The sequence below is a fragment of the Nocardia sp. NPDC004711 genome (assembly GCF_053601595.1).
On the sequence record NZ_JBSGCB010000001.1, the window covers coordinates 164,546 to 190,200 of the forward strand.

Annotated in this window: 22 protein-coding genes and 1 pseudogene; 13 read left to right on the forward strand and 10 right to left on the reverse strand. The window is 68.7% G+C overall.

Annotated elements, in window-relative coordinates; translation table 11 throughout:
* The first annotated feature begins 158 nt into the window (after nt 1-158).
* From ACWEKS_RS00785 to phoU, 7 genes are all read left to right on the forward strand, one after another.
* Nucleotides 159-740 carry a DUF937 domain-containing protein gene (locus ACWEKS_RS00785; protein ID WP_452338183.1) on the forward strand — a complete coding sequence of 194 codons (582 nt, stop codon included), beginning with the start codon at nt 159-161 and terminating at the stop codon, nt 738-740.
* 210 nt (nt 741-950) lie between these two features.
* Entirely contained in the window at nt 951-1,937 is a 987-nt protein-coding gene (locus ACWEKS_RS00790) for an acyl-ACP desaturase (protein ID WP_452338184.1), read from the forward strand.
* 153 nt (nt 1,938-2,090) lie between these two features.
* Entirely contained in the window at nt 2,091-2,864 is a 774-nt protein-coding gene (locus ACWEKS_RS00795) for an alpha/beta fold hydrolase (RefSeq protein ID WP_452338185.1), read from the forward strand.
* A gap of 4 nt (nt 2,865-2,868) precedes the next feature.
* Nucleotides 2,869-3,690 (forward strand): hypothetical protein, encoded by an 822-nt coding sequence (locus ACWEKS_RS00800; protein ID WP_452338186.1) that lies wholly within the window; start codon nt 2,869-2,871, stop codon nt 3,688-3,690.
* A gap of 72 nt (nt 3,691-3,762) precedes the next feature.
* Nucleotides 3,763-4,911, forward strand: a complete 1,149-nt coding sequence (gene dusB / locus ACWEKS_RS00805; RefSeq protein ID WP_379435788.1) for a tRNA dihydrouridine synthase DusB — start codon at nt 3,763-3,765, stop codon at nt 4,909-4,911.
* A 244-nt stretch (nt 4,912-5,155) separates the two neighbouring features.
* Entirely contained in the window at nt 5,156-7,309 is a 2,154-nt protein-coding gene (locus ACWEKS_RS00810) for an LCP family protein (protein ID WP_452338187.1), read from the forward strand.
* 110 nt (nt 7,310-7,419) lie between these two features.
* Nucleotides 7,420-8,091: a phosphate signaling complex protein PhoU gene (gene phoU, locus ACWEKS_RS00815; protein WP_354830957.1), complete on the forward strand. Its 672-nt coding sequence runs from the start codon at nt 7,420-7,422 to the stop codon at nt 8,089-8,091.
* Nucleotides 8,092-8,146: 55 nt separating this feature from the next.
* On the opposite strand, the gene ACWEKS_RS00820 is transcribed toward phoU, so the two are convergent.
* The 7 genes from ACWEKS_RS00820 to ACWEKS_RS00850 form a co-directional block, all read right to left on the reverse strand.
* Nucleotides 8,147-9,763 (reverse strand): MFS transporter, encoded by a 1,617-nt coding sequence (locus ACWEKS_RS00820; RefSeq protein WP_452338188.1) that lies wholly within the window; start codon nt 9,761-9,763, stop codon nt 8,147-8,149.
* Between the two features lie 325 nt (nt 9,764-10,088).
* The gene (gene pstB / locus ACWEKS_RS00825) at nt 10,089-10,865 is read right to left on the reverse strand and encodes a phosphate ABC transporter ATP-binding protein PstB (protein WP_040854892.1); all 777 of its coding nucleotides are present in this window, start codon (nt 10,863-10,865) and stop codon (nt 10,089-10,091) included.
* 12 nt (nt 10,866-10,877) lie between these two features.
* Nucleotides 10,878-11,777 carry a phosphate ABC transporter permease PstA gene (gene pstA / locus ACWEKS_RS00830; RefSeq protein WP_452338189.1) on the reverse strand — a complete coding sequence of 300 codons (900 nt, stop codon included), beginning with the start codon at nt 11,775-11,777 and terminating at the stop codon, nt 10,878-10,880.
* Nucleotides 11,774-12,745 (reverse strand): phosphate ABC transporter permease subunit PstC, encoded by a 972-nt coding sequence (gene pstC, locus ACWEKS_RS00835; RefSeq protein WP_364606018.1) that lies wholly within the window; start codon nt 12,743-12,745, stop codon nt 11,774-11,776. The genes pstA and pstC overlap by 4 nt, the downstream gene beginning before the upstream one ends.
* A gap of 114 nt (nt 12,746-12,859) precedes the next feature.
* Complete coding sequence (pstS, locus tag ACWEKS_RS00840; protein WP_452338190.1) at nt 12,860-13,978, reverse strand: phosphate ABC transporter substrate-binding protein PstS; 1,119 nt, start codon at nt 13,976-13,978, stop codon at nt 12,860-12,862.
* 230 nt (nt 13,979-14,208) lie between these two features.
* Entirely contained in the window at nt 14,209-15,105 is an 897-nt protein-coding gene (gene mshD, locus ACWEKS_RS00845; RefSeq protein WP_452338191.1) for a mycothiol synthase, read from the reverse strand.
* Nucleotides 15,105-15,860, reverse strand: a complete 756-nt coding sequence (locus ACWEKS_RS00850; RefSeq protein ID WP_040854884.1) for a winged helix-turn-helix transcriptional regulator — start codon at nt 15,858-15,860, stop codon at nt 15,105-15,107. The genes mshD and ACWEKS_RS00850 overlap by 1 nt, the downstream gene beginning before the upstream one ends.
* A 246-nt stretch (nt 15,861-16,106) precedes the next feature.
* On the opposite strand from ACWEKS_RS00850, the gene ACWEKS_RS00855 reads away from it, so the two are divergent.
* The 6 genes from ACWEKS_RS00855 to ACWEKS_RS00880 all read left to right on the forward strand — a co-directional run bounded on the left by ACWEKS_RS00855 (nt 16,107) and on the right by ACWEKS_RS00880 (nt 20,360).
* Nucleotides 16,107-16,982, forward strand: a complete 876-nt coding sequence (locus tag ACWEKS_RS00855; RefSeq protein WP_452338192.1) for an LmeA family phospholipid-binding protein — start codon at nt 16,107-16,109, stop codon at nt 16,980-16,982.
* Nucleotides 16,979-17,437, forward strand: coding sequence for a thioredoxin family protein (locus ACWEKS_RS00860; protein ID WP_452338193.1), 459 nt, complete (start codon nt 16,979-16,981; stop codon nt 17,435-17,437). The genes ACWEKS_RS00855 and ACWEKS_RS00860 overlap by 4 nt, the downstream gene beginning before the upstream one ends.
* 255 nt (nt 17,438-17,692) lie before the next feature.
* On the forward strand, nt 17,693-18,202 hold the full coding sequence (locus ACWEKS_RS00865) for a DUF4395 domain-containing protein (protein ID WP_452338194.1): 510 nt from the start codon (nt 17,693-17,695) through the stop codon (nt 18,200-18,202).
* Between the two features lie 69 nt (nt 18,203-18,271).
* Nucleotides 18,272-19,105, forward strand: coding sequence for a sulfurtransferase (locus ACWEKS_RS00870; protein WP_452338195.1), 834 nt, complete (start codon nt 18,272-18,274; stop codon nt 19,103-19,105).
* A 6-nt stretch (nt 19,106-19,111) separates the two neighbouring features.
* Nucleotides 19,112-19,417, forward strand: coding sequence for a DUF1416 domain-containing protein (locus ACWEKS_RS00875; RefSeq protein ID WP_452338196.1), 306 nt, complete (start codon nt 19,112-19,114; stop codon nt 19,415-19,417).
* A gap of 274 nt (nt 19,418-19,691) precedes the next feature.
* On the forward strand, nt 19,692-20,360 hold the full coding sequence (locus tag ACWEKS_RS00880) for an FABP family protein (protein WP_452338315.1): 669 nt from the start codon (nt 19,692-19,694) through the stop codon (nt 20,358-20,360).
* A gap of 439 nt (nt 20,361-20,799) precedes the next feature.
* Here ACWEKS_RS00880 and ACWEKS_RS00885 read toward each other — a convergent pair whose 3' ends face one another.
* From ACWEKS_RS00885 to cydB, 3 genes and pseudogenes are all read right to left on the reverse strand, one after another.
* Entirely contained in the window at nt 20,800-22,476 is a 1,677-nt protein-coding gene (locus tag ACWEKS_RS00885; RefSeq protein WP_452338197.1) for an ATP-binding cassette domain-containing protein, read from the reverse strand.
* 335 nt (nt 22,477-22,811) lie between these two features.
* Nucleotides 22,812-24,536: pseudogene (cydD, locus tag ACWEKS_RS00890) on the reverse strand (thiol reductant ABC exporter subunit CydD); the annotation flags it as partial.
* A gap of 66 nt (nt 24,537-24,602) precedes the next feature.
* Nucleotides 24,603-25,652 carry a cytochrome d ubiquinol oxidase subunit II gene (cydB, locus tag ACWEKS_RS00895; RefSeq protein ID WP_452338198.1) on the reverse strand — a complete coding sequence of 350 codons (1,050 nt, stop codon included), beginning with the start codon at nt 25,650-25,652 and terminating at the stop codon, nt 24,603-24,605.
* Between the last annotated feature and the right edge of the window lie 3 nt (nt 25,653-25,655).

A 25,655-nucleotide genomic window follows, 5' to 3' on the forward strand; every position in this document is an offset into this window, starting at 1 on the left:
AGGTTCGAGCCCTGGTGGGGGCACTCCCATGCGAGGGGCCCGGAACAATACCTCCGGGCCCCTCGCCACATCCGCGAATCTGTAGCAATCCGTCCGGACTTCACCTACCGTGGCCGGAGCAGAGCTTTTCCCGGGAACCATCACCACAGGCGGAGTTCATGACTTCCTTCGATGACCTGCTCTCCCATGTCCCGGTCGCCCAGATCGCCGAGCGGCTCGGCGTCGACGAGGCGACCGCGAAGACGGCGATCGATGCGGCCGTCCCCGTGCTACTCGGCGGCTTCCAGGCACAGGCCGGCAACCCCGAGGTCGGACTGAATCTGGAGAACGAAGTCGCCGGCCAGCCGCACGGCCTGCTCGACGGCGGTGTCGACATGAGCCAGGTGGACATCGCCAACGGCAGCCAGATCGTCGATCAGACCTTCGGCGCCGACAAGAACACGGTGATCAGCGCTCTCGGTAATGTCGGCGGCAACAACATCAGCCAGGACCTGATGAGCAAGCTGCTCCCCATGCTCGCGCCGATCGTGCTGGCCTACCTCGGCAAGAAGGCCCTGGGCGGGGGCGACGGCACGGCCGGCCAGTCCGGCGGGATCGGTGATCTGCTCGGCAGTCTGCTCGGCGGCGCCACCGGTGGAAACAGTGGCGGCGGTCTGGGCGACATACTCGGCAAGGCGGTCGGCCAGAACGCGGGCAGCGTGCTCGGCAAGGTGCTGGGCGGGCTGCTGGGTAAGAAGTAATCGGGCATCTCGACCGGATGCGCGGCTAACGAACCACGGCCCACGGCGATACACCCGTCGCTGCGGGCCGCTTGTCATATGACATCTCTCACCTACGCCGCAATGGCGCACATGTGAGTTTCACATCACCCTACGGTCACGTAAGGTATGGGCGCGGCGGCAGGCCGGCGAGGGTACGACAGCACGACGCACGACACGAAGGGCACACGTATGGCAAAGGATCTGACTCAACTCGAGCTGCTGACGGAGTTGGAGCCGGTTGCCGAGGAGAACGTCAATCGCCACCTCTCCCTGGCCAAGGAATGGCACCCGCACGACTACGTGCCGTGGGACGAAGGTCGAAACTTCGCCGCCATGGGTGGTGTCGACTGGGATCCGGAACAGTCGAAACTGAACGAGGTCGCCAAGGCGGCCATGATCACCAACCTGCTCACCGAGGACAATCTGCCGTCCTACCACCGTGAGATCGCCGAGAACTTCTCGCAGGACGGGGCCTGGGGCACCTGGGTCGGTCGCTGGACCGCCGAGGAGAACCGGCACGGCATCGTCATGCGCGACTACCTGGTCGTGACCCGCGGCGTCGACCCGGTCGCCCTCGAGCAGGCCCGCATGATCCACATGACCAACGGGTTCGCCTCGCCCACCGAGGAACTCGAGCAGCTGTCGAACAATGCCGGATTCCTCTACTCGGTCGCGTACGTGACCTTCCAGGAGCTGGCCACCCGCGTCTCGCACCGCAACACCGGCCGCGTCTGCGACGACCCGATCGCCGACCGCATGCTGCAGCGCATCGCCGCCGACGAGAACCTGCACATGATCTTCTACCGCAACATGTGCGGTGCTGCCCTCGACCTGTCGCCCGACCAGACCCTCGAGGCCATCACCCTCATCCTGGAGAACTTCCAGATGCCCGGCGCCGGTATGCCCAACTTCCGCCGCAACGGCGTGCTGATGGCCAAGCACGGCATCTACGACCTGCGCCAGCACCTCGAAGAGGTGGTGAACCCGGTGCTCAAGAAGTGGCGGATCTTCGAGCGCGACGACTTCACCGCGCGCGGCGAGGAGATCCGGGAGCGCCTGGGCACCTTCCTCGAGAGGCTGGGCAAGGACGTCGTGAAGTTCGAGGAGCAGCGCGACCGCATGCTGGCCCGTGAGGCCGCCAAGCGCGAGAAGGAGCTGGCCGCCACCGGCAGCTAGCGACTGCGGCTGCGGCCCGGACCCTCGAGCGAATAAGCCACGGCCCCTCCGGATTTCGATCCGGAGGGGCCGTTTCGCGCCCTGCGCGCGACTCACAGCAAGCTCACCGGGATTCCGCAGCCGATCCGGGCCCGCGGGCCCGATCATGACTGCATGAGCCTCGACACCCGGGTCCGCACGGCGAATGTGGTGCTGCTGCACGGGCAACCGGGCGATCGGTCCGACTGGGACGCGGTGACCGCCCGGCTGCCGGGATCGCTCACCGCGCTGGCCTTGGACCGCCCCGGATACGGTGACAATCCGGAACCGGCGGGATCCATCGAGGACAATGCCCGCTGGCTGCTCGACCGGCTCGACCACGAGGGCATCGACAGTGCCGTCCTGGCCGGACATTCGTACGGCGGGGCGGTCGCGCTGGCGGCCGCGACGCTCGCGCCGCACCGGGTGCGCGGATTGGTACTGGTCTCCAGCGTGGGGCCGGGCTGCCTGACCGCCTGGGACGAACTGCTCGCCGCACCGTACGCCGGCACCGCACTCGCACTGACCGCGTGGTCGGTGCTGCCGTGGCTGGCGCGCAAGGGCCTCGAGCACAGCCCGGCCGGGACCGCCGCCGGGACCGCGCTCGCGCTGCTCGCCGGCGTGCACCACCGGCACGGTCCGGTGTGGCGCAGTTTCCTGACCGAACAGCGGGAAATGTTCGACACGCTGGACCGGTGGACAGCGCGGCTCGCGGACATCCGCGTGCCGGCCTTGATCCTCGCCGACCCCGCCGATAAGGTCGTGCCGATCTCCACCTCCCACGCACTGTGCGAGCAGTTGCCTTGTGCCCGAATCGATCTGATCAGTGGGGGTGGCCACCATCTGCCACGACGGCTGCCCGGCGCCGTGGCCGCCCGGATAGGTGACTTTGTCGACTCGTTGGACTGAACCGATGCGCGGCACCCTGCTGGCCGTGCGGGAACGCGCGCTCACCCAATTCCATACCGAGCGCCGGCATCCCGCCCCCAGCCCGATCGAGCCCGGACGGCCGCTGTGGCGGCAGGTCGCGGGCGAGGTGCGCTGGTCGTTCACCCCGCCCGCGCTGTGGCTCGAGGGGGTCGGCGCGAATGTGGTGCTGTCCGGGCTCTTTCTGCTGATCTCGCCGCTCACCCTGCACAAGCACGGCTGGGTGGTGCTGGTCGGCGTCTACTTCGCGACCTTCGTGCTCGCCGACGTCACCACCACGAATGTGCTCGGCGTGGACGCCGACCGGACCCGGCTGAGCCTGGCGGCCGGGGTGCCGGTGCAGCGCATCCTGGTGGTCAAGAACCTCGCGCTGCTGATCATCGTGGGACTGCCGACGCTGCTGGCCACGGCCGTCCTCACCGCCAAGACCAGCGCGTATCCGATGCAGCGTGCCGGGGTTTCGGTCGCCGATGTGGCGCTGCCGATCCTGGCCTGGCTCGGGGTGGGCAATGTCGTGTCGGCGCTGCTCGCGGTGCCGCCCCGCGCGCTCGGGCAGCGCTGGGCGGCCCGCCGGGACTGGCGCAGCACGCTGCCCTGGCTGACCCACCTGGTCCTACCGTACGGGCTCTACTACTTCGTCGCGCCGATCGACGGCGAGCAGCGCGCCATCCTCGGCTACCACCTGGGCCGCGCGATGCCGGGCGACCTGCGCAGTGCGATCCACCTCGGGGTCGGGCTCACGGTGTGGCTGGTCGGCACGGTGCTCGCGGTCGCCGTGGTGCGCCGCCGCGGCCTGCGCATGTGGTGACCCGTGTGACCGGGGGCACTGCAGGCGGTACGCGGCTCTGGCCGCGAGCGCACGGATGAGAGACTGGACGACGTGACTGCCTCGCTCGAAGCCCCCAAGACCGAGCTGCGGATCGGGCCCTACCCGCTCGATCCGCCGGTCGTGCTGGCCCCGATGGCGGGCATCACCAATGTCGCCTTCCGCACCCTGTGCCGCGAATTCGGCAGCGCCACTTCGCTGTACGTGTGCGAGATGATCACCGCCCGCGCCATCGTGGAGCGCAACGAGAAGACGCTGAACATGATGGCCTTCGGGCCGGACGAGTCGCCGCGGTCCATGCAGCTCTACGGTGTCGACCCCAAGACCCTGGGCGAGGCGGTGCGCATCGTCGTCGGCGAAGGCTGGGCCGACCACATCGACATGAACCTGGGCTGCCCGGTGCGCAAGGTCACCCGCCTCGGCGGCGGGTCGGCGCTGCCCTACAAGCGGCGGCTGTTCCGCGAGATCGTGCGCGAAATGGTCGCGGCCGCAGGCGATGTGCCGGTCACCTTCAAGTTCCGCATCGGCATCGACGACGAGCACCACACCTACCTCGACACCGGCCGCATCGCCGAAGCCGAAGGCGCCGCGGCGGTTTCGCTGCACGCCCGCACGGCCGCGCAGCTGTACTCCGGGCAGGCGGACTGGTCCGCCATCGCCCGGCTCAAGGAGACCGTGACCAGCATCCCGGTGCTGGGCAACGGCGATATCTTCACCGCCGACGACGCCCTGCGCATGATGGCCGAGACCGGCTGCGACGGCGTTGTCGTGGGCCGCGGCTGCCTGGGCCGGCCCTGGCTGTTCGCGGAGCTGAGCGCCGCCCTGCGCGGCGAGCCGATTCCGGAGGGCCCCACCCTCGGCAAGGTCGGCGAGATCCTCTACCGGCACGCCGCGCTGCTCGTCGAGCACGACGGCGAGGACAAGGCCATGCGCGATATCCGCAAGCACATGGCCTGGTACCTGATGGGCTTCCCGGTGGGGTCGGCGCTGCGCCGGCAGTTCGCCACCGTGACCAGCCTGGCGCAGATCGCGGATCTGGTCGGGCAGCTGGAGCCGGACGTGCCGTTCCCGGCCGACGCGCTCGGCCCGCGCGGGCGCCAGGGTTCCCCGCAGACCAAGGTGGCCCTGCCCGACGGCTGGCTCGACGATCCCGAGGACGCGACCGTGCCCACCGCGGCCGACGTCATGCACAGCGGCGGCTGAGTCAGCTACGGCGGCGGCTGATCGCTCCCTGTTTCGAGTTCGATCCGATCACCACCCGGCGCAGCTCCCGGGCGTTGCGGTGACTCCCTGTCACACTTTGCGAAGCGTGCCCACCCGGGTGTGCGACATACCCGACAAAGCGGAGAAAAACGGCCCCACCTGCGGTGGACATACGTTCGAGTGGTTCGTCGTGGCGAAATCGTTATCATGGCCCTCGGCATCAAGAGCAAAGTGAGGTTCGTTGGTGGGTGACGATCGGTACGGGCGTACGCCACGACCCGGAGGTCGCGCCCCCTGGGAGCGCTACCCCGCGGACGGGGACGATCCGGCGCGCACCGGCCGCCGCTCCCGGCACACCGACGACGCCGAACCCGCTGCCGCCGCACCCATTTCGGTCCAGGACCTGGTCGAGCGCGTGGACAGCGAACGCCAGACCCGCCGCCGGCGCCGCGCCGAACCGGAGACTCCGAACGAACCCGAAGCCGAGGCGAGCCGCGAAACCCCCCGGCCGAACGGCTCGGCACCCGTGCCGCCGCAACCGGCAGCCCCACCGGCTCCCGTGCCCGCCACCGGATCACAGCCGACGGCCTCGACCGGCGCGCAGCCCGCGGTGAACACCGGGTCCCGGCGCACTGTGCGCGACACCAGCCACCTACGCCGGGTCGCGAACGCACCCGGCAATCGCGGCGCGCGCCCGGCCGACCCGACCGCGGATCCGGTCACCGTCGAACTACCCCCGGTCACCGATACCGCGCCGCCACCGGCCGCACCCGGCGCGGCCGCCCGCGCCCGGGCGCTGCTCGCGCGAAAGGTCAAGTCGCCCGCCGACTATCCGACCACCGCGCTCCCGGCAGCCGTGGGACCCGCACCGGCCAAATGGGTTTCGAGCACGCGCCGCCGCCGCAACCGGCGGCTGCAGCTGGCCGGCCGCGCCACGCTCGCCCTCGTCGCCGTCATCGCGCTCATCGTGACCGGCACCGGCTGGAGCTACCTGCGCGCCAAGGACAACAATTTCCAGCAGGTTTCCGCACTCGACGACAACTCACCCGACGTCGTCGACGCCGACGGCCAGACCGGTGACGAGAATTTCCTCATCGTCGGCACCGACACCCGCGCCGGCGCCAACGGCAGCCTCGGCGCGGGCAGCGTGGACGACGCCGAGGGCGCACGCTCCGACACCGTCATGCTGGTCAACATCCCGGCCAACCGGTCCCGCGTGGTCGCCGTCTCCTTTCCCCGCGACCTGGACGTCTCCCGCCCGGTCTGCGAGGGCTGGGACAACGACAAGGCCGCCTACAGCAGCGAGAAGTTCCCCGCCGCCGACGGCGACAAGCTCAATGCCACCTACGCCCTCGGCGGGCCCAAGTGCCTGACCAAGGTGATCACCAAACTGTCCGGCCTGAAGATCAACCACTTCGTCGGCATCGACTTCTCCGGCTTCGAATCCATGGTCAACGTGGTCGGCGGCGTCGAGGTGTGCACCACCAAGCCGCTGGTCGACGAGATCCTCGGCACCGTGCTCACCACGCCGGGCAAGCAGGTCGTGAACGGCTCCACCGCACTGGACTACGTGCGCGCCCGGCACGTGTACGGCGAGGAACGCAGCGACTACGACCGCATCAACCGGCAGCAGCGGTTCCTGTCCTCGCTGCTGCGCAGTGCGCTGTCGAGCAAGGTGCTCTTCGATCCGGGCAAGCTCAACGGCTTCATCGATGCCTTCGCCAAGCACTCCTTCATGGACAACGTCACCACCAAAGACCTGCTGACACTGGGCCGTTCGATGCAGAAGATGCAGGCCGGGGCCATCACCTTCCTGACCGTCCCCACCGCGGGCACCACCTCCTACGGCAACGAGATCCCGCGCGAATCGGATATCAAGGCCATCTTCCGCGCCATCATCGACGACCAGCCGCTGCCCGGCGAGAAGCAGACCGACCCGCCGCCCAGCGCCAGCGCCGCGCCCGTGGCCAAGCCCAAGCTGGCTGCGGTGGATCCGAGCACCTTCTCGGTGCAGGTGTCCAACGGCTCGGGCCAGGCGGGCATCGCGAGCACCACGGCGACCAAGCTGGCCGCGCAGGGCTTCCAGATCTACAGCACCGGCAACTACGCCGACGGCACCTCACCCAGGACCAAGGTCCGCTATTCCAGCGGCCACGAGGCCGAGGCCGGGACGGTGGCCAGCGCCATTCCGGGCGCCATCCTGGAACCGGCGGGCGGGCTGGGCAGCATTGTCGAAGTGGTCGCCGGATCCGATTTCACCGGCACCGTGAAGGCGCCCACCGCCTTCGGGCAGCCGCTGCCCGACACACCGAGCGACTCCGGCGGACCCAGTGCGGCTCCGGTCACACTTCCGTCCGATCTCGAGCACGTCAACGCCGCCGACGACCTGTGTAAGTGACCGCGCGTCCCGCTGGCCGGAACTGCGGCATCGGCGCTGGAACCGACCGGCACCGACGGTTAACCCGCAGTTGGTGACTTGGTCAGCGGTCCGCACTAATGTCTTGAATCATGCGTGTCATCTACAACGAACAAATGGCCGAGCTCGCCGATCTGCTCGGCGGCATGGCCGGGCTCGCCGGATCGGCGATGGAGCGGGCCACCCAGTCCCTGCTCACCGCCGATCTCGAGCTCGCGGAGCAGGTGATCACCGAATACGACCGCATCGCCGAGATGATCCAGCTCGCCGAGGAGAAGGCCTTCGCGCTGCTGGCCCTGCAGGCCCCCGTCGCCGGTGATCTGCGGCAGGTGGTCAGCGCCATTCAGATCGTCGCCGATGTGAACCGGATGGGCGTGCTGGCGCTGCACGTGGCCAAGATGACCCGGCGGCGCTTCCCGGCGCACGCCGTGCCGGAGGCCGTCAACAGCTACTTCGCCGAGATGGGCCGGGTCGCGGTCAAGATGGGCGCCACCGCCAAGGAGGTGCTGGAGTCCCGCGATCCCGAGCGGGCCGCCAAGCTCACCGACGACGACGAGGCGATGGACGACCTGCGCAAGCACCTGTTCACGCTGATCATGGACCGCGACTGGCAGTTCGGCGTGGCGGCGGCCGTGGATGTGGCGCTGCTGGGCCGCTACTACGAGCGCTTCGCCGACCACGCCGTCGAAATCGGGCGTCGCGTGGTGTTCCTGGTCACCGGCGTGCTGCCGCCCGACCCGGATTCCGAGAAGGAAAGCATCTAGGACGACGAGCGAGGGAGTTACGGGGCGACCCGGAACTCCCTCGATTCGGTGCGGGTCAGTCCTCGCCGGACTCGCGCCAGCCCATCAGGATCGATCGACCCCGTTCGGGGCGCCACGGGAGCGTCGCGGCCACGATGACCGCGCACACCACCAGGGTGCCGACCGCGACATAGGACGCGGCCTCGGCGCCCTGCATGGCCGCGACCTTCATGGCGTGGATCAGGTCCGCCTTCGCCTGCGCCAGTAGCGGATTCACCGGCGCCTTCACGATCCCGATGATGCTGATGGGCGTATTGCCCGCCAGTTCCTTCTGCTGCGTGTTCATGATCTGCGCGGGAATCGCGTCGATCCGGCCGCCGATCTTCCCGGCGTAGACCGAGGTCATGATCGAGCCCAGCAGGGCCACCCCGAGCGCGCCGCCCACCTCACGCGTGGTGTCGTTGACCGCCGAGCCCGCCCCCGCCTCCTCGAGCGGCACCGCGCCCATGATCGATTCGGTCGCCGGCCCCTGCACCACCGCGAAGCCCAGGCCCATCAGGATCATGGACACCACAACCGGTCCCAGATAAGGGGTTTCGACGGTGGTCCGGCCCGCGATGTACATGGCCACCGCCAGGATCAGCAGCCCGGACACCAGCATGGCCGTGGTGCCCACCCGCTGCGCCAGCATGGTCGCGATGGGCGCGCCGAAGCCCACCGCCACCGCGAAAGGCAGTGAGTGGATGCCGAATTCGAGCGGCGAGAGCTCCTTCACGCCCTGGAAGTACTGGGTGATCAGGAACAGGAAGCCGAACGCCGAGAAGTAGGACACCGTGATGGCCAGCGACGGTAGCGCGAAGCGGCGATTGCGGAACAGCCGCATGTTCAGTACCGGTGCGGGCACCCGCAGCTCCCAGCCCACGAACGCGGCCAGCAGGGCGATCGAAAGCAGGTAGCCCGCAAGGCTTTCGGTCGCGAACCAGCCGTGCTTGGGGGCCTCGATGATGGACCGCACCAGCGCGGTCACCCCGGCCAGGGACAGCAGGATGCCGATCCGGTCGAGCCGATCCACCTGGTCGGCACGAGATTCCGGCACGGTGGCCAGCACCGCCCCGATACCCACCAGCGCCACGGGGACATTGATCCAGAACACCGAGTGCCAGGAGAAGTACTCGAGCAGCCAGCCGCCCACGGTCGGGCCGATGGCGACGGCGATGCCGGCCATGGCCGTCCACAGCGCGATGGCGGCGGCGCGTTCGCGGGCCGCGGTGAAGATATTGGTGATGAGCGCCAGCGTGGCCGGGAAGACCACGGCCGCGAACACGCCCATGCCGGCGCGCGCCGCGATGACCTGGCCGAGGCCGGAGGAGAGTGCGCCGGCCGCGGACATGACCGCGACGCCGCCGAGTCCGATGATCATGAACAGCCGTCGCCCGAACCGGTCGCCGAGGTGTCCCATGGCGAGCAGCAGGCCGGAGAAGGCCAGGGTGAACGCGTCCACGATCCATTGCAGGCCGCTCATGTCGGCCTGCAGCTGTACGGCCATGGACGGCAGGGCCACATTGACCAGCGTGTTGTCCAGGACCACCAGCAATTCCGCGAGACAGATGGCGATCAGGGCCGCCACCTTGGCCCGCTGCGGCAGTTCCGCCGCGGCCTGTCCGGATCCCGGGCTCGCCGTTGAGACGGTCATCCGACACCTCCTTACTAAACCGATCGGTTTACCAACGGGGTCAGGCTAACTGTTACCGACAGTTGCACACAATGGCACGCTCAGGAGATATGACCTACGACACGTTCCGGCCTGAGCCACGACAAAAGAAGAAGCGGCCCAGCCTGCACCAGCCGGACCGCTTCCTGACGCCGAATGGTTCGTGACAACTGATTTCATGCCGACCGGGGTAACTCCCCGGGTACCCCGTGAATTGGTTCGGCGACCAACCGGCGGCACGCGTACACGACCGCCCACGGCTCTCAGCCGTGCGCTGAAGGCACGGAGAGGCGGGCGAGTCTGTTTTCTAGCCGAAGCGACCCGAGATGTAGTCCTCGGTCTGCTTCTGCGACGGGTTGGAGAAGATCTTCTCCGTCTCGTCGATCTCGATGAGCTTGCCCGGCTTGCCCTGCGCCTCCAGATTGAAGAACGCAGTCTGGTCACTCACACGCGCGGCCTGCTGCATGTTGTGGGTGACGATGACGATGGTGAACTCCTTCTTCAGCTCGGTGATCAGATCCTCGATCGCGAGGGTGGAGATGGGGTCCAGCGCCGAACACGGCTCGTCCATGAGCAGCACGTCCGGCGACACCGCGATGGCGCGGGCGATGCACAGACGCTGCTGCTGACCACCGGACAGGCCGCCGCCCGGCTTGTCGAGGCGGTCCTTGACCTCGTTCCAGAGGTTCGCGCCGCGCAGCGACTGCTCGGCCACCTCGTCCAGCTGGGACTTGTTGCGAATGCCCTGCAGCTTCAGGCCCGCCACCACATTGTCGCGAATCGACATGGTGGGGAACGGGTTCGGCCGCTGGAACACCATGCCGATGGTGCGGCGCACGCCGACCGGATCGACCTGGGCGCCGTAGATGTCCTCGCCGTCGAGCAGCACCGCGCCCTCGACGCGGGCCTCCGGGGTCACCTCGTGCATGCGGTTGAGCGCGCGCAGCACGGTCGACTTGCCACAACCGGACGGACCGATGAACGCGGTCACGCTGCGCGGCAGCACCGTCAGCCCGACATTGGCGACCGCATGGAACTTGCCGTAGTAGATATTGAGGTCTTTGACGTCAATTCGCTTGGCCATCAGTCTTTCCTTCTATCGGTTCCGCGTCAGCAGCTTGTTGACCGCCGCGGCGGCGAGGTACAGCAGCGCGATGATCAGGATCAGGGTCAGCGCCGCACCCCAGATACGCTCGCGGCCGGCGGGCTCCGGATTCGACAGCTCCTGGTACATCAGCAGCGGAAGCGAGGCCATATTGCCGTTGAAGACATCGAAGTTGATGGCCTTCGAGTAACCGACCAGCACCAGCACCGGCGCGGTCTCACCCATGACGCGGGCGACGGCCAGCAGCATGCCCGAGATCATGCCCGGCGCGGCGGTCGGAATCACGATCCGCACAATGGTTTTCCACTTCGGAATGCCGAGAGCGTAAGAGGCTTCCCGCAATTCGTCCGGAACCAGCTTGAGCATCTCCTCGGTGCTGCGCACCACCACCGGCAGCATGAGCAGCACCAGGGCCAGCGACACCGCGAAGGCGCTCTGCGGGTTGCCGAAGGTGGCGATCCACAGCGCGAAGATGAACAGCGCGGCCACGATCGAGGGCACACCGGCCAGGATGTCCACCATGAAGGTGGTGGTCTTGGCCAGCCAGCCCCGGCCGTACTCGACCAGGAAGACGGCGGCCATGATGCCGAGCGGCACCGCGATGATCGCGGCGATGCCCGACTGCACGATGGTGCCGTAGATGGCGTGGTAGACACCGCCGGCGTGCTGATCGGGCAGCACACCGTTCTGCGACTTGGTCCACCAGTCGATATTGGCGACGGCCTTCGCGCCCTTCTGGAAGACCACGTACAGCACCCAGAGCAGCGGCACCAGGGCCAGGCCGAAGCACAGCCAGACCAGGCCGGTGGCGACATTGTTCTTGAGCCGGCGGGCGACGCTGACATGCCGGAAGGTCGGCGCCTTGATCGGCTTGTCGAGTGTGGTGGTCATCCGTTGACCTTCCCGCCGGCCGCCAGCCGAGCCAGTGCGTTGACGACGAACGTCAGAGCGAACAACACGAAACCGGCGGCGATGTAGGCGCCGGTCGGCAGCTTCGAGCTGAATTCCGAAGCGGCCGAGGCGATCTTGGAGGCGAAGGTGTAGCCGCCGTCGAACAGCGACCAGTGGCCGGCCTTGGTCGAGGTGCGCAGCACGATCAGGACCGCGATGGTCTCACCGAGCGCGCGACCCAGGCCGAGCATGGAACCGGCGATCACGCCCGAGCGGCCGAACGGCAGCACGGTCAGGCGCACCACTTCCCACTTGGTGGCGCCCAGCGCCTGCGCCGCCTCGATCTGCGAGCGCGGGGTGAGGCCGAAGACCTCACGGCTGACGGAGGTGATGATCGGCAGGATCATCACCGCCAGCACCACACCGGCGGTGAAGATGGTGCCGCCACCGGCGATGCTGACATTGCCGTCGGAGAACAGGAACAACCAGTTCAGATTCCGGTTCAGGAAGTCCTGGAAGGGCCCCAGCTTGGGGGCCACGACCAGGAGACCCCAGAGACCGAACACGATCGACGGCACGGCCGCCAGCAGATCCACGATGATCGAGAACGGCCGTGCGAGCGCCTTCGGCGAATACTGCGTCAGGAACAGCGCGATGCCCACACCGATCGGCACGGCGATCGCCAGCGCGAACACCGAGCTCAGCACCGTGACCATGAACAGGTCCTTGATGCCGAAGCGCAGGTTGTTCTCGTCCTTGACGTTGAACTCGGTGGTGGTGAAGAAGTTCGCCTTGTTCGCCATGATCGAAGGCCACGCCCGGATCAGCAGGAACAGTGCGATCAGGGCGATGGCGGCGACGATGATCCCGCCGGCGGCCGTGGCCGCCGAGCGGAACGCGAACTCCGCGCCGAACTTCGTGGGTGCGCCGCGCCCCGCGGCCGGTTTGGTGCTGGGTTCGGTCGGCATCAGCGCAGTATCCCCCGGCAGTTGGGCACGGTCATCCCTCGGGTCGGTCGAAACGGACAGACCCGAGGATGCAGCTTCGTCGTGCACGGTCATCGTGGTTTTTCGATCAGGCGATCACTGAATGGCGTTGATCGCGGTCGTCAGCTTGGTCTTGAACGCGTCCGGCAGCGGCACGTAGCCGGCGTCGGCGAGACCGGTCTGGCCGTTGCCGACCGCCGAGGTCAGGAACGCCTTGACGGCCTTGGCGGTGTCGGCGTCGCTGTACTTCGAGCAGACGATCTCGTAGGTGGCCAGCATGATCGGGTACGCGCCCGCGGTGGTGGGCTTGTAGATCGAGCTGTTGTCCAGCACCAGGTCGTTGCCCTCACCCTTGACCTTGGCGGCGTCGACGGCCTTGCCCGCGGACTCGGCGGTCAGCTCGACCGGCTTCGGGTCGTTGGAGGTGGCGGTGGTCAGCACGCGCACGGTGGACAGCTTCTGCGCCTTGGCGAAGGACCACTCGGTGTAGGTGATGGTGAACTTGGTGTTCGCGACCGCGCCCGAGGTGCCGTCCGAACCCTTGGCGCCCTCACCGACGCCACCGTTGAACGCCTTGCCCGCGCCCTTGGTGTAGCCACCGGCGGCGGTCAGGTACTTCTGGAAGTTGTCGGTGGTGCCCGACTCGTCGGAGCGGAAGATCACGCCGATCTTGTCCGACGGCAGCTTGTCGGCCTTGTTGGTGTTCAGGGCCTTGATCTGCGGGTCGTTCCAGGTGGTGATGTCACCGGAGAAGATCTTGGCGAGGGTCGGCGGGTCCAGGACCAGGTCGTCCATGCCGGGGATGTTGTAGGCGACGGCGATCGGGCCGAAGACGGCCGGCAGGTTCCAGGCCGGGCTGCCGCAGCGGGCGGCGGCCTTGTCGGTCTCACCCTTGGCGCTGTCCAGCGGCGAGTCCGAACCGGCGAAATCGGTCTGGTTGCCGATGAATTCGTTCACGCCGGCGCCGGAGCCCGAGCCGGTGTAGTCCAGCTTGGCGCCGCTGCAGTTCGCCTGGTAGGCGGCGACGAAGCGGTCCATCGCGTTCTTCTGGGCGGTCGAGCCGCTGGCCTTCAGCGAGGTCTTCCCGCCACACGCGACGTCGATCTTGGCGGCGCCGTTGGCGGTGCTGTTGTTGTCACTGCCACACGCGGACAGAGTCAGGGCACCGGCCGCGGCCAACACACCGAGCAGGGCGCTGCTGCGCTTGAGATTCACCTATTCCTCCGGGAATCACGATTGCACGTCCAACCCCTCAACGGTCGGACGGGCGCGATCTGGCGGCTGTTCGCTGCGAACTAGCGCACCGGGCAGCGGTCTGCGGCCCACTTGCAACGTAAGGGCACGTGGTTGACAGTTGGACCAGCACAGGTGAACGAGAGATGAACAACCCACCCTCTTTGTGGCACACCGGATGTGACATTAGCCGCACTGTTGCCGAAGGGATTTCAGGACCCGCTCGAGTAAGCGACGTCGATGTGGAATCGGGTGAAACCGAGCCGGGTGTAGGTGTGGACGGCCGCGGTGTTGTCGCCCTCGGTGTAGAGCAGCACCGCGCCGAGACCGCGGTCCCGCAGATAGTGCAGACCCGCCAGGGTCAGCAGCCGGCCGAGGCCGCGCCCCTGCGCATCGGGGTCGATGCCGACCACGTAGACCTCACCGATCGGCGGGGTCTCGTCGGAATGCACCTTGGTCCAGTGGAATCCGAGAACACGGTCCGGCCGCGCCGGATCCACGGCGATGAACAGGCCCTTGGGATCGAACCAGGATTCGGCGCGGCGGGCGTCGATATCGCGCTCGGTCCAGCCGCCCTGTTCGGGATGCCAGGAGAAGGCCGCGCTGTTCACACGCAGTAGTTCGGCATCGTCGGAAGGCCCTGTGTAGGTGCGCAGTTCGAGTCCGTCGGGCACCGCCAATTCCGGTAGCTCCGAATTAGCGAATTCTCTTCGCATTTGCCACAATTCACGCGAAACGGACAAGCCCAACTGGGCCGCCACGGCCCGCGCGGGCGGCAGGTCACCGTGCGCCCAGACCCGCGCACCCGGCCCGCCCGCGGCCAGTGCGGCGGCCACCAGACCTGCGCCGATCCCGTTCCCGCGGGCCGCCGGATCCACGGCGACCTCCGCCATGGCCGGATGCTCGTCATGGGCCGGAACCAGATTCGCGTACCCGGCGACCGCGCCGTCCCGGATGTCCACCAGATGTCGTGCGGGCGAATCATTTCCGAGCGAGAGCACCGCTTGTTCGGATACCGGTGCCACACCGTCGGCCGCGGTGGCGCGCTCCAGGACCGCCCGCACCTGCGCGGCGGTCTCGGCCGGCAGGCGGTCGGTCCAGGAGGTCATCAGAGAGCGCCGTTCGCCGTGGTCAATTCGGAGTCGTCGGTACCGTCGGAGTCGGGGAAGGTGACCGCGTCGCCCTTGCCGGCCGTGCGCGCCGGGCGCACCGCCTTGTAGCCGACATTGCGGACCGTGCCGATCAGCGACTCGTATTCACTGCCCAGCTTGGCGCGCAGGCGTCGTACGTGCACGTCCACGGTGCGGGTGCCGCCGAAGAAGTCGTAGCCCCAGACCTCCTGCAGCAGCTGGGCACGGGTGAACACCCGGCCGGCGTGCTGCGCCAGGTATTTGAGGAGTTCGAACTCCTTGTAGGTCAGGTCGAGCGGGCGGCCGCGCAGCCGGGCGGTGTAGGTGCCCTCGTCGATCACCAGCTCGCCGAGGGTGATCTTGCCGGTGTTCTCCGGGCTGGCGACCCCGCCGTTGCGGGCTACCAGCAGGCGCAGCCGGGCGTCGAGTTCGGCGGGCCCGGTGCCGGGCAGCAGGATGTCGTCGAGTCCCCAGTCCGCGTTCACCGCGACCAGACCGCCCTCGGTCAGCACGGCCACCACCGGCACCGACGATCCGGTGCTGCCCAGCAAACGGCACAGTCCGCGCGCAGCGGCCAGATCGGTGCGGGCATCGACCAGCGCCACATCGGCGGAACCCGCCTCGAGCAGCGATGCCACCTCGGTCGGCGCGGGTCGCACGTGGTGCGGCAGCAACGCCAGCGACGGCAACACCGACTCGGGGTTGGGGTCGGAGGTCAGCAGGAGCAGCTCCATGGGGGCCCTCCATCCCATCTGGCATGTGTGTGGCTACCGCACTGTCCGCCACTACCTCATGCAGGTCATCACAGGTAATCGCTGCCTACATTAGCGTGTCTCGGCCGACACCCTCGTATTCCGGGCAGCCGTCGCAACCGTTCGGTCCGGTCCGGTTCCGATTCACCTGTCATTCACCGGGCCGCGACCGGCCCGAGTCGGACGTCGGCGGGTGGTAACGACACACCTCCCTACTAGGGTGCAGCTATGCGTTTCCGGAGGCTGCTCATCGGACTGCTCTGCCTGGCAGGGCTGGCCGTCCTACTCGATTTCGGGGTAGCGGCGTATTCCGAGTACCGCGTCTCGCGACTGCTGCGGACCGGCTCGGACCTGAGCGCCGATCCGGAGATCACCATCCACGAGTCGCTGCGGCACCCGTTCGTCGCCCAGGCGCTGGACGGCCAGTACGGAAACATCGACGTCCGCGCCCGCGCCATGCGCCCGGACATTCCCGGCCGGATCACGGTCGAGGCCAATCTGACGGGCGTGCACCTGTCGATGCGCAATCTCATCGACGGCAATGTGGGCCAGGTCCCGGTGGACGAGGTGCAGGCCCGCATGCGCATCGAGCCGACCGAGCTGGGCCGGCTGTTCAAGATTCCGGACCTGCAGGTCTTCGGCCCGCCCGCCGACAAGTCCGACGGCTCCGGCGGTTCCGGCAGTGTCCCCACGACCAATGGGGGCACCATCATCCTGGAGGGCACCGTGCCGGTCGGCCCGGACGCCGACACCGTGGCGGTCACCGATCCGCGCGGCGACGGCGGCGAGAAGCTGACGAAGAAGAAGGTGCACGTGCTGGCCGATCTGCGGCTGGTGGGCGACGAGGTGCGGATCACCGCCACCGCCATCTCGGGCCGGGATCTGCAGGCCGACACCGATTCGGTGCTACCCGACCAGGACCGGATCGTCATTCCCGAGCAGGACCGGCCCGCGGTGCTGGCCCGCTTCACCCGTACCCTCGACACCAAGAACATGCCGTTCGGCATCGTCCCGACCCGGGTCCAGGCCAGCGGCGGGCAGATCGTGGTGGAGGGCGCCGGCCGCAATGCGATCGTCGACCTGGACAGGCTGCAGAAACAATGATCGCGATCGAGATCCTGGTGGTCATGCTGGTCCTGGCGACCGGCGTGGGAATCCTGGTGCGCCGCAACGAGGGTCGCGTGCGCGCCGCCGCCGCGGCGAATCCGCCTGAGCCCGAATCGAATCGGGCCGCACTACTGACCGCGGCCGGCGTGATCCCGGGTCGGCCCACCGTGCTGCACTTCTCGGCCGACTGGTGCGGCCCGTGCGCGGCGGTGCGCCGCGTGGTCGCGTCGGTGGTCGGCGAGCAGGAGTCGGCAGAGCTGCCGCCGCTGGATCTCGAGGTCGACATCGACGCGTATCCGGAGCTGGCGCGCGAGCTGAACGTGCTCTCGCTGCCCACCACTTTCGGATTGGATTCTCGAGGATTGGAACGCTTCCGTATCTCCGGCGTTCCGAAGGCGGCGGATCTGCGCACGTCATTGGCCCCTTTAACGGTCGCCGGCTCCGCTGAGTGATCAGCATTACGGACCCCGGGTCCAATTTCCCCCGAAAATTGGGTAAACTGCCTCTCGTGCAATCCAACCGCGAGCTGATGCTCACCCGACGCCGCACGGTAGACCTGTGCCGGCTCGGTGGTTGTTGCTGCCTGTGCCGCTAGCCGGTCGGCCTTTCGTATTCCTCTGTCGCCGACCGGATGTGTCCCGCTGTCGAGAGATCGTTTCGATCCTCCGGCGATCTGGCCAATACACCTTCAGCGCAGGAGTACTCCCATGTCGAACCCTCATCCGAGCACATCACCCGCAGGGCAGGTGGATGTTCGCGGCCCCCGCTTCGCCGCCTGGGTCACCACCGCCGTGCTCGCCCTCGTTCTGATCCTCGCCGCCGTCTCGGTTCCCGCCGCCACCGTGCTGCTCGCGGTGCAGGCCATCGTGTTCGGCCTGGGTGCGGCCCACGGTCCGCGCCGGAGCCCGTACGGCCGGGTCTACGCCGCCGTGGTCGCCCCGCGCAACGGTGCGCCGACCGAGCTGGAACCCGTTGCGCCGCTGCGGTTCGCGCAGCTGGTCGGCCTGGCCTTCGCGGTGCTGGGCGTGCTGGGCTTCGCGGCCGGCAGCCCCGTGGCGGGCGCGATCTTCACCGGATTCGCGCTGTTCGCGGCCTTCCTCAACGCGGCCTTCGGAATCTGCCTGGGCTGCAAGATCTATCCGCTGGTCGCGCGGTTCCGCTCGGCCCCGGGCAGCGCCGTCCCGACCTCGACCAGCTCCGTGAACTCCTCTGTCTGACCCCCGACCGTCCATCCCTCAACCACACGAACGCAACGCCTGTACCGGCACCGCATCGAAAGGAACAACATGGCTCGCTCCGATGTCCTGGTCTCCGCAGACTGGGTCGAAGAGAACCTCAACACCCCGGGCGTCGTCCTCGTCGAGGTCGACGAAGACACCTCGGCCTACGACCTGGGACACATCGAGGGCGCCGTGCGTCTCGACTGGAAGAAGGACCTGCAGGACCAGGTCCGCCGCGACTTCGTGAGCCAGGAGCAGTTCTCTGCCCTGCTGTCCGAGCGTGGCATCGCCAACGACGACACCGTGGTGCTGTACGGCGGCAACAACAACTGGTTCGCGGCCTACGCCTACTGGTACTTCAAGCTGTACGGCCACCAGGACGTCAAGCTGCTCGACGGCGGCCGCAAGAAGTGGGAGCTGGACGGCCGTGAGCTGACCAAGGAGATCAAGGACCGCGCTGCCACCGAGTACAAGGCCGCCGCGCAGGACCTGTCCATCCGCGCCTTCCGCGACGAGGTCATCGAGGCCATCGGCGCCAAGAACCTGGTCGACGTGCGCTCCCCCGACGAGTTCTCGGGCAAGATCCTGGCTCCCGCGCACCTGCCGCAGGAGCAGTCGCAGCGTCCGGGCCACATCCCGACCGCCATCAACGTGCCGTGGTCCAAGGCCGCGAACGAGGACGGCACCTTCAAGAGCGACGCCGAGCTGGCGGAGATCTACAAGGAGGCCGGGCTGGACGGCGACAAGCTGACCATCGCCTACTGCCGCATCGGTGAGCGTTCCTCGCACACCTGGTTCGTGCTGCAGGAGCTGCTGGGCCACCAGAACGTCAAGAACTACGACGGGTCCTGGACCGAGTACGGGTCCCTCGTCGGTGCACCGATCGAGTTGGGAGCGTAATTACCTATGTGTGCAGCACCTACCCAGGGCCAGGCCCTGCCCGCCAACGTCGACGTCGAGAAGGAGACGGTCATCACCGGCCGCGTCCTGACCACTGACGGCCAGACCGTCGGTGGCGCGTTCGTCCGCCTGCTGGACGGCAACGGCGACTTCACCGCCGAGGTCGTGGCCTCGGGCACCGGCGACTTCCGCTTCTTCGCGGCGCCGGGCACGTGGACCCTGCGCGCGCTGTCCGCGTCCGGCAACGGCACCGTCGAGGTGTCGCCGGAGGGCGCCGGCATCCACAACGTGGACGTCAGCGTCGCCAAGTAGGCGAAACATCAAGAACGGCCCCGGGATTCGTGATCCCGGGGCCGTTCTCGTGCGTGCCGGAGTTTTTCCCGGGGTCGTTTTCACGTGATCCCGGCGGTGCGATTAGACTCCGAGACGTGGTGCTTACCTTCGAGATTCTGCTGGTTCTCGTCTCCGTGCTGATCGCCTGGTTCGGTCTGTACGTCCTCTACCGGCTGTTCACCGAGTCGTGACAGATCCGGCCCACGAGAACATCGAAAACGGAGTGGCCAACGGTTCGTCGTCGTCGACGCCGATCGTTCGCCACGACGAGGGCGCGAAGCCCGCTGATGCTGCCGCCCCCCGGCGCAGCGGCGACCAGGCGGTCGCGGAAGCGGCCGAGCGTGCCAAGTCGACCGGGTCGCTGAACGTTCCGACGCTGCCCGATCTGCCGTTGCCCGTCGATACCGCGAACCTGCGGCTGGGCCCGGATCTGAGTTCCTCCATGCTCGCGCTGCTGCCGCTGGTCGGCGTGTGGCGCGGTGAGGGCGAGGGCAATGATTTCGAGACCGGCGACTACCGCTTCGGTCAGCAGATCATCGTCTCGCACGACGGCGGCGACTACCTGACCTGGGAGGCGCGCTCCTGGAAGCTGGACGCCCAGGGCGAGTACGCGGGCCCGGATCTGCGGGAGAGCGGTTTCTGGCGGGTCGGCATCGACGGTGACGACGAGGTGCTGGAGCTGCTGCTCACCCACTCCACCGGCATTGTCGAGCTGTTCTACGGCCAGGCGCTCACCCAGTCCTCCTGGGAGCTGGCCACCGACGTGGTGATCCGCAGCCAGTCCGGCATCGTGGTGGGCGGCGCGAAGCGGCTCTACGGCATTGTCGAGGGCGGCGACCTGGGCTACGTCGAGGAGCGCATCGCCGCCGACGGCGCATTGGAGCCGCGGCTCTCGGCACGGTTGCAGCGGTACATCGGCTAGCCCGCCTCCCCGAAACTTCAGCGGGCGGCTGGGAGCCGTCGACGGTGGAATTCCGTGCCTGCGCTGGGTGCCGAACCGATTTCGAGGGTGCCCCAGAAGTTACCCCGATCCTCACGAGATCAGTTGCCGAGTCGCGAAACCGTGTGCGCGGCGGCTGATCTTCTTGGTACGAAACAGGTACGGCCCCCGAGTTGTATCAGCGGAGATGCAACTTTCACGCTGATCCGGTCGGACGGACCGTAACTCGGGGGCCGGGTGACTGCCTTGGATTCGCGAGGGCTCGCGCGATCGGAATCCGATTGCAGCGGTAGCGCCTAGCTGGCAGCCACCTCACGCGTCCTAGAAATCATTCTCGAACCACCTCCTTCCTGTGTACCGACGAAATTAGTCGGATGAGACAGTGGCGGCAACGTATTTTCTCGGATCGCGAAATCGCAGGTCAGGCCGGCGTTGTGGGAATAGATCGAGCAATGGCGACGGTTCCGCCGGGCTCGACGCGAACGATGGTGTCCGCCTTCGTGTCCGGCGGCAGCTGGTGGGTGACGACGACCACGGTGCGGTCGCGCTCCACCAGGCCGCTGGATTCGTCGAGCAGGCGGCGCAGCAGCTCGGCCCCGGCTTCGGCCTCCAGGTGCTCGGTGGGTTCGTCGAGCAGCAGTACGCGGGCGGGGGCGAGCAGGGCACGGGCCAGCAGCAGGCGCCGGCGCTGACCGCCCGAGACCGCGGCCGCGCCGCCGACCAGATCGGTCTCGACGCCGTCGGGGAGGGAGTCCAGCCAGTCGCCGGCTCCGACCGCGCGCAGAGCGTATTCGGCCTCGCCCGGCGTGATGTCGCCGCGAGCCACGCGCAGGTTCTCCAGCACCGTGGTGCCGAACAGGTGCGCATCCTCGGCGAAGAAGGTGACGCCCGGGCGCGGCGTCTCGAAGAGCCCGGCCCAGGACATCAGCAGCGTGGTCTTGCCCGCGCCGCTCGGGCCGACCACGGCGATCCGGCGGCCCGGCGGCAGCGCGGGGAGATTCGGTGCGGGAGCCGCGGATTCGCCGTGCTCGAGCCGATCCAGGCGGTGCAGGGCGGCGCGGCCGGTGGTGAGGGCCTGCGCGGCGGCCGGGAGCACCGCCACGGCCTCGAAGGCGGACAGCGGGACCAGGACCAGCACCGTGAACGCCATCGGGGTGATGCCGCCCGGCGGGACCGTCTGGAAGCCCGCGGTCGGGATGGGAGAACCGCTGCCGTACAGCACGATTCCGATGAGCAGCGCGCCCAGCACACTCGCCCCGATGGACAGCGGCAGCACCGCCGCGGCCCACGCGCTGCGCGCCGCCGCCCGATCCTCCGCCGCGACCGCCCGCTGCCCCGCCGCGGCGGCGGCGCCGACCGCCTCGGAAAGCCGGCCCGCCACCCGCAATTCGGGTGCGTGGTCCAGCACGGTCAGCGCCTCGGCGGTGAACTCGGTGCGATCGGTCCGCACCGCGAGCTCCGCCTCCCGGGCCGCGCGCGCCGACAGCCACGGCGCGACGATGCCCGAAACGGCCAGCGCCACCGCCAGAATCACCGCAGCGAGCACCGAGATACGCGCCAGCAGTCCGACGGCCAGCAGCGACAGGGTCAGCGCCACCGCGATCGGGACGAACGCGCGCACCACCACGGCCCCGAGATCGTCGATATCGCTCATGACCCGGCCGAGCAGCTCGCCGCGCCGCAGATGCGTCGGATCGCCCTGCCGGGCTTCGTCTTCCGCGCCGGCCGGTCCGGCCGCATCACCGTCCGCCGACCCGGTCCGCCGCAACCGCCAGATGTCCGCACCCGCCAGCGTCCGATAGGTCGTGGTCCGCGCGGTGCTCATGGACCGCAGCGCCACATCGTGGGTGGCCAGCCGCTCCAGATACCGGCACAGCCCCCGCGAAATGCCCAGCGCCCGAACGGTCACCACGGCAATGCTCAGATCCAGCACCGGCGGCATCTGCCACGCCCGCGCAATCAGCCACGCCGCCAACGCCGCCAGCCCGAGCCCGCTCCCGAGCGCCAGCACCCCCCATCCCACCGACAGCGCCATCCGTCCCCGCGACAGCTCGAGCAGCTCCCGAATCCGCCGGAAATCGGCCAGTACCGCCCTCATCGCGCCGACACCTCCATCGAGCTCACCACGCCCGCGCTCCCGGTCGCGCCGCTCCCGGCTCGGCCGAGTACGCCCCCGACCGCTCGACGGGGACTCGGATCCGCGCGCGGACCCGATACCGACTCGGCGGCAGCGGTTTCCGGCGCGGGTCCGCAGGCGCCCGGATCCGGAGCGGCCGCTGACCCGTCGATCCCAGTTCCGGCGGATGCGCCGGAAGACCCTGGCGTGGCGTTGCCGCTGAGCTCGGCAGCCGAGTTCGTCGCCGCGTCCGATTGCCGCGGGGCAGCGGCCGTCGTATCCGACTGTGGTTCATGCTCGGACTCCGCCGTCGTCGTGGCCCGGACTTCGACCACGCGGTCTGCGATGGCGAGCACGGAGGGTCGGTGGGCGACCACGACGACGGTGGCTCCGGCGCGGGCGCGGGCGGTCAGGGCCGCGAGAACCGTTGCCTCGGAGGCGTCGTCGAGGTGGGCGGTGGGTTCGTCCAGGAGCAGGATCGAGCGTGGGGCGGCGAGGGTGCGGGTGAGGGCGAGGCGCTGGCGCTGGCCCAGGGAGAGGCCGATGCCGCCGGCGCCGAGCACGGTGTCCCAGCGGGACGGGAGCGTGGCCAGGACGGCGTCGAAACCGGTTGCGGCGCAGGCGGCGTCGACCTGGCCGGGGCCGGATGGCGGGCCCAGGAGTTCGAGATTGGCGCGGAGGGAGCCGGGGACGAGAACGGGGCGCTGGGGGAGCCAGGCGATGTGGGACCACCAGCGGTCGGGGTCCAGGTCGGAGACGGGTATGCCGTCGACGAGAACGCTTCCGGCGTCCGGGGTGAGCAGGCCCAGGATGGCTTGCAGCGCGGTCGATTTGCCGCACCCGTTCGGGCCGGTCAGGACGGTGACCGTGCCCGGCCGCAGGGCGGCGGACAGCCCTTCGGGTGCGTATCCGTCGCGGGACCGCACGGTGAGTTCGCGGATGTCGATGTGGCCGTGTGGGTTCCGGTGCCCGGGTTCGGCCGGCACGGGCGTCGGCGCCGCGGATGCCGCATCGGTGTTGGCGTCGGCTTCGGGCGCGGCGTCCGGCTCGAGGATGGCGAAAGCCTTGTCGGCGGCGGCCATTCCGTCCTGGGCGGCGTGGAAACGTTCGCCGACGGCGCGCAGCGGAAGGTAGACCTCGGGGGCGAGAATGAGGGCGAGCAGGCCCGCGTACAGGCCCATGTGGCCGAACACCAGGCGCATGCCGATACTGACCGCGACCAGGGCCACGCACAGGGTGGCGAGCATTTCCAGGACCATGGAGGACAGGAACGCCAGGCGCAGCGCCGACATGGTCCGGCGGTGCAGCACATCGCCGAGCTCGCGGACCCGGCCCGCCATGCTGCGCGGCGAATCACCGTCTCCCCCACCGCTGTCCGCGCGTCCGGTCTCGCGGCCGAGCGCGCGCAGGGTCGGCATGCCGGCGAAGAGGTCGAGGAGCTGGTCGGAGAGCCGGGTGGTGGCGGCCAGGGTGCCGGCGGATTTCCCCTGGGTGAGCAGGCCGATGAGGATCATGAAGAGCGGGATCAGCGGCAGGGTGACGAAGATGATCAGGCCGGAGACCCAGTCGTGCACCGCGATCACGGCCAGCACCACCGGTGGGACGAGCATCGCCAGCAGCAGGGCGGGCAGGTAGCCCGCGAGGTAGGCGCGCAGCCCGCTCAATCCGGAGCCGACCACGACTGCGAGTTCGGTGCGGCGGCTCTCCAATTCCCGCGGCGGGAGCTGGGCCCCGGCTGTGAGCGCGGCGGTCTCGAGTTCGGCGACCACCTGCGCCCCGGCCCGGTGCGCGAGCCGCGACTGCCACCAGGTGGCGGCCGCCCGGCACCCGACCGCGACCGCGAAGATCACCAGTTCGGCGGTCCAGGAGCCGATGCGGCGCTGATCCGGTTCGGTGATGACCCCCGCGAGCACCCGCGCCAGCGCGAGCGCCGCGATCACGATGCACCCCGTGGTGACCAGCGACAGCCCCACGCTCAGCCCGAGATACCTGCGGGCGGAGCGAGCGTGCCGCCACAGTCGCGGGTCCACCGGTCGTGCCATGGTCGATCTCCTCTGCGAACGGGCGCGCCGGGCCCGTGGACATCACGTCCGGCGCGCCCGCTCCGTTCAGCTCTTCGCGGATTCCATGGGCAGCCCGATCGAGGCCGGGATCTGCTCCACGGTGAGCCGCTTGCGGAACACCCAGTACGTCCAAGCCTGGTAGATCAGCACGATCGGGACCAGGGCCACCGCGACCCAGCTCATCACCACCAGCGTGTAGTGGGTCGAGGACGCCGCCACGGTGCCGCCGCGGCCGTCGACGGTGAGGCTGTACGCGTCATTGATGGTGGACGGCAGCACATTCGGGAACAGCGACCCGAACAGCAGCACGGTGGCCGCCGCGATGGTGACCGCGGTGCCGGTGAAGGCCCAGCCGTCCCGGCCCCGGAGGGCGGCGAGACCCGCCCCCACCAGTCCGACCACGGCCAGCACCAGCGGAATCCAGGTCCAGCCCTTACCGTGGGCGAGCTGGGTCCAGATGCCGAAGGACGCCACCACCACCACGGTGGGCGCGAAGATCAGCCGGACGATGCGGTGGGCGTCGTCGCGCACCTCGCTGCCGGTCTTCAGGGCGATGAACAACGCGCCGTGCAGCAGGAACAGCAGCAGCGTGGCCAGCCCGCCGAGAATGCCGTACGGGTTGAGCAGGTCGAGCAGCGTGCCCTGGATGTGCTTGTGCTCGTTGAGCTGCACACCGCGCACGATGTTCGCGAAGGCCAGACCCCAGGCCAGCGCCGGAATCCACGACCCGAGCGCGATGCCCACGTCACACCAGGTGCGCCAGCGCGGATCGTTGATCTTGCCGCGCCATTCGATGGCGCAGGCCCGCGCGATCAGCCCGACCAGGATGAGCAGCAGCGCCAGGTAGAACCCGGAGAACAGGCTGGCGTACCACTCCGGGAAGGCGGCGAACATGGCGCCGCCGCCGGTGAGCAGCCACACCTCGTTGCCGTCCCACACCGGGCCGATGGTGTTGAGCACGGTCCGTTTCTTCTGCTCGTCGCCGCGACCGATGATGGGCATCAGCATGCCGACGCCGAAGTCGAAGCCCTCCAGCACGAAATAGCCGGTGAACAGCACCGCGATCAGGAGAAACCAGAATTCTGGGAGACTCATCCT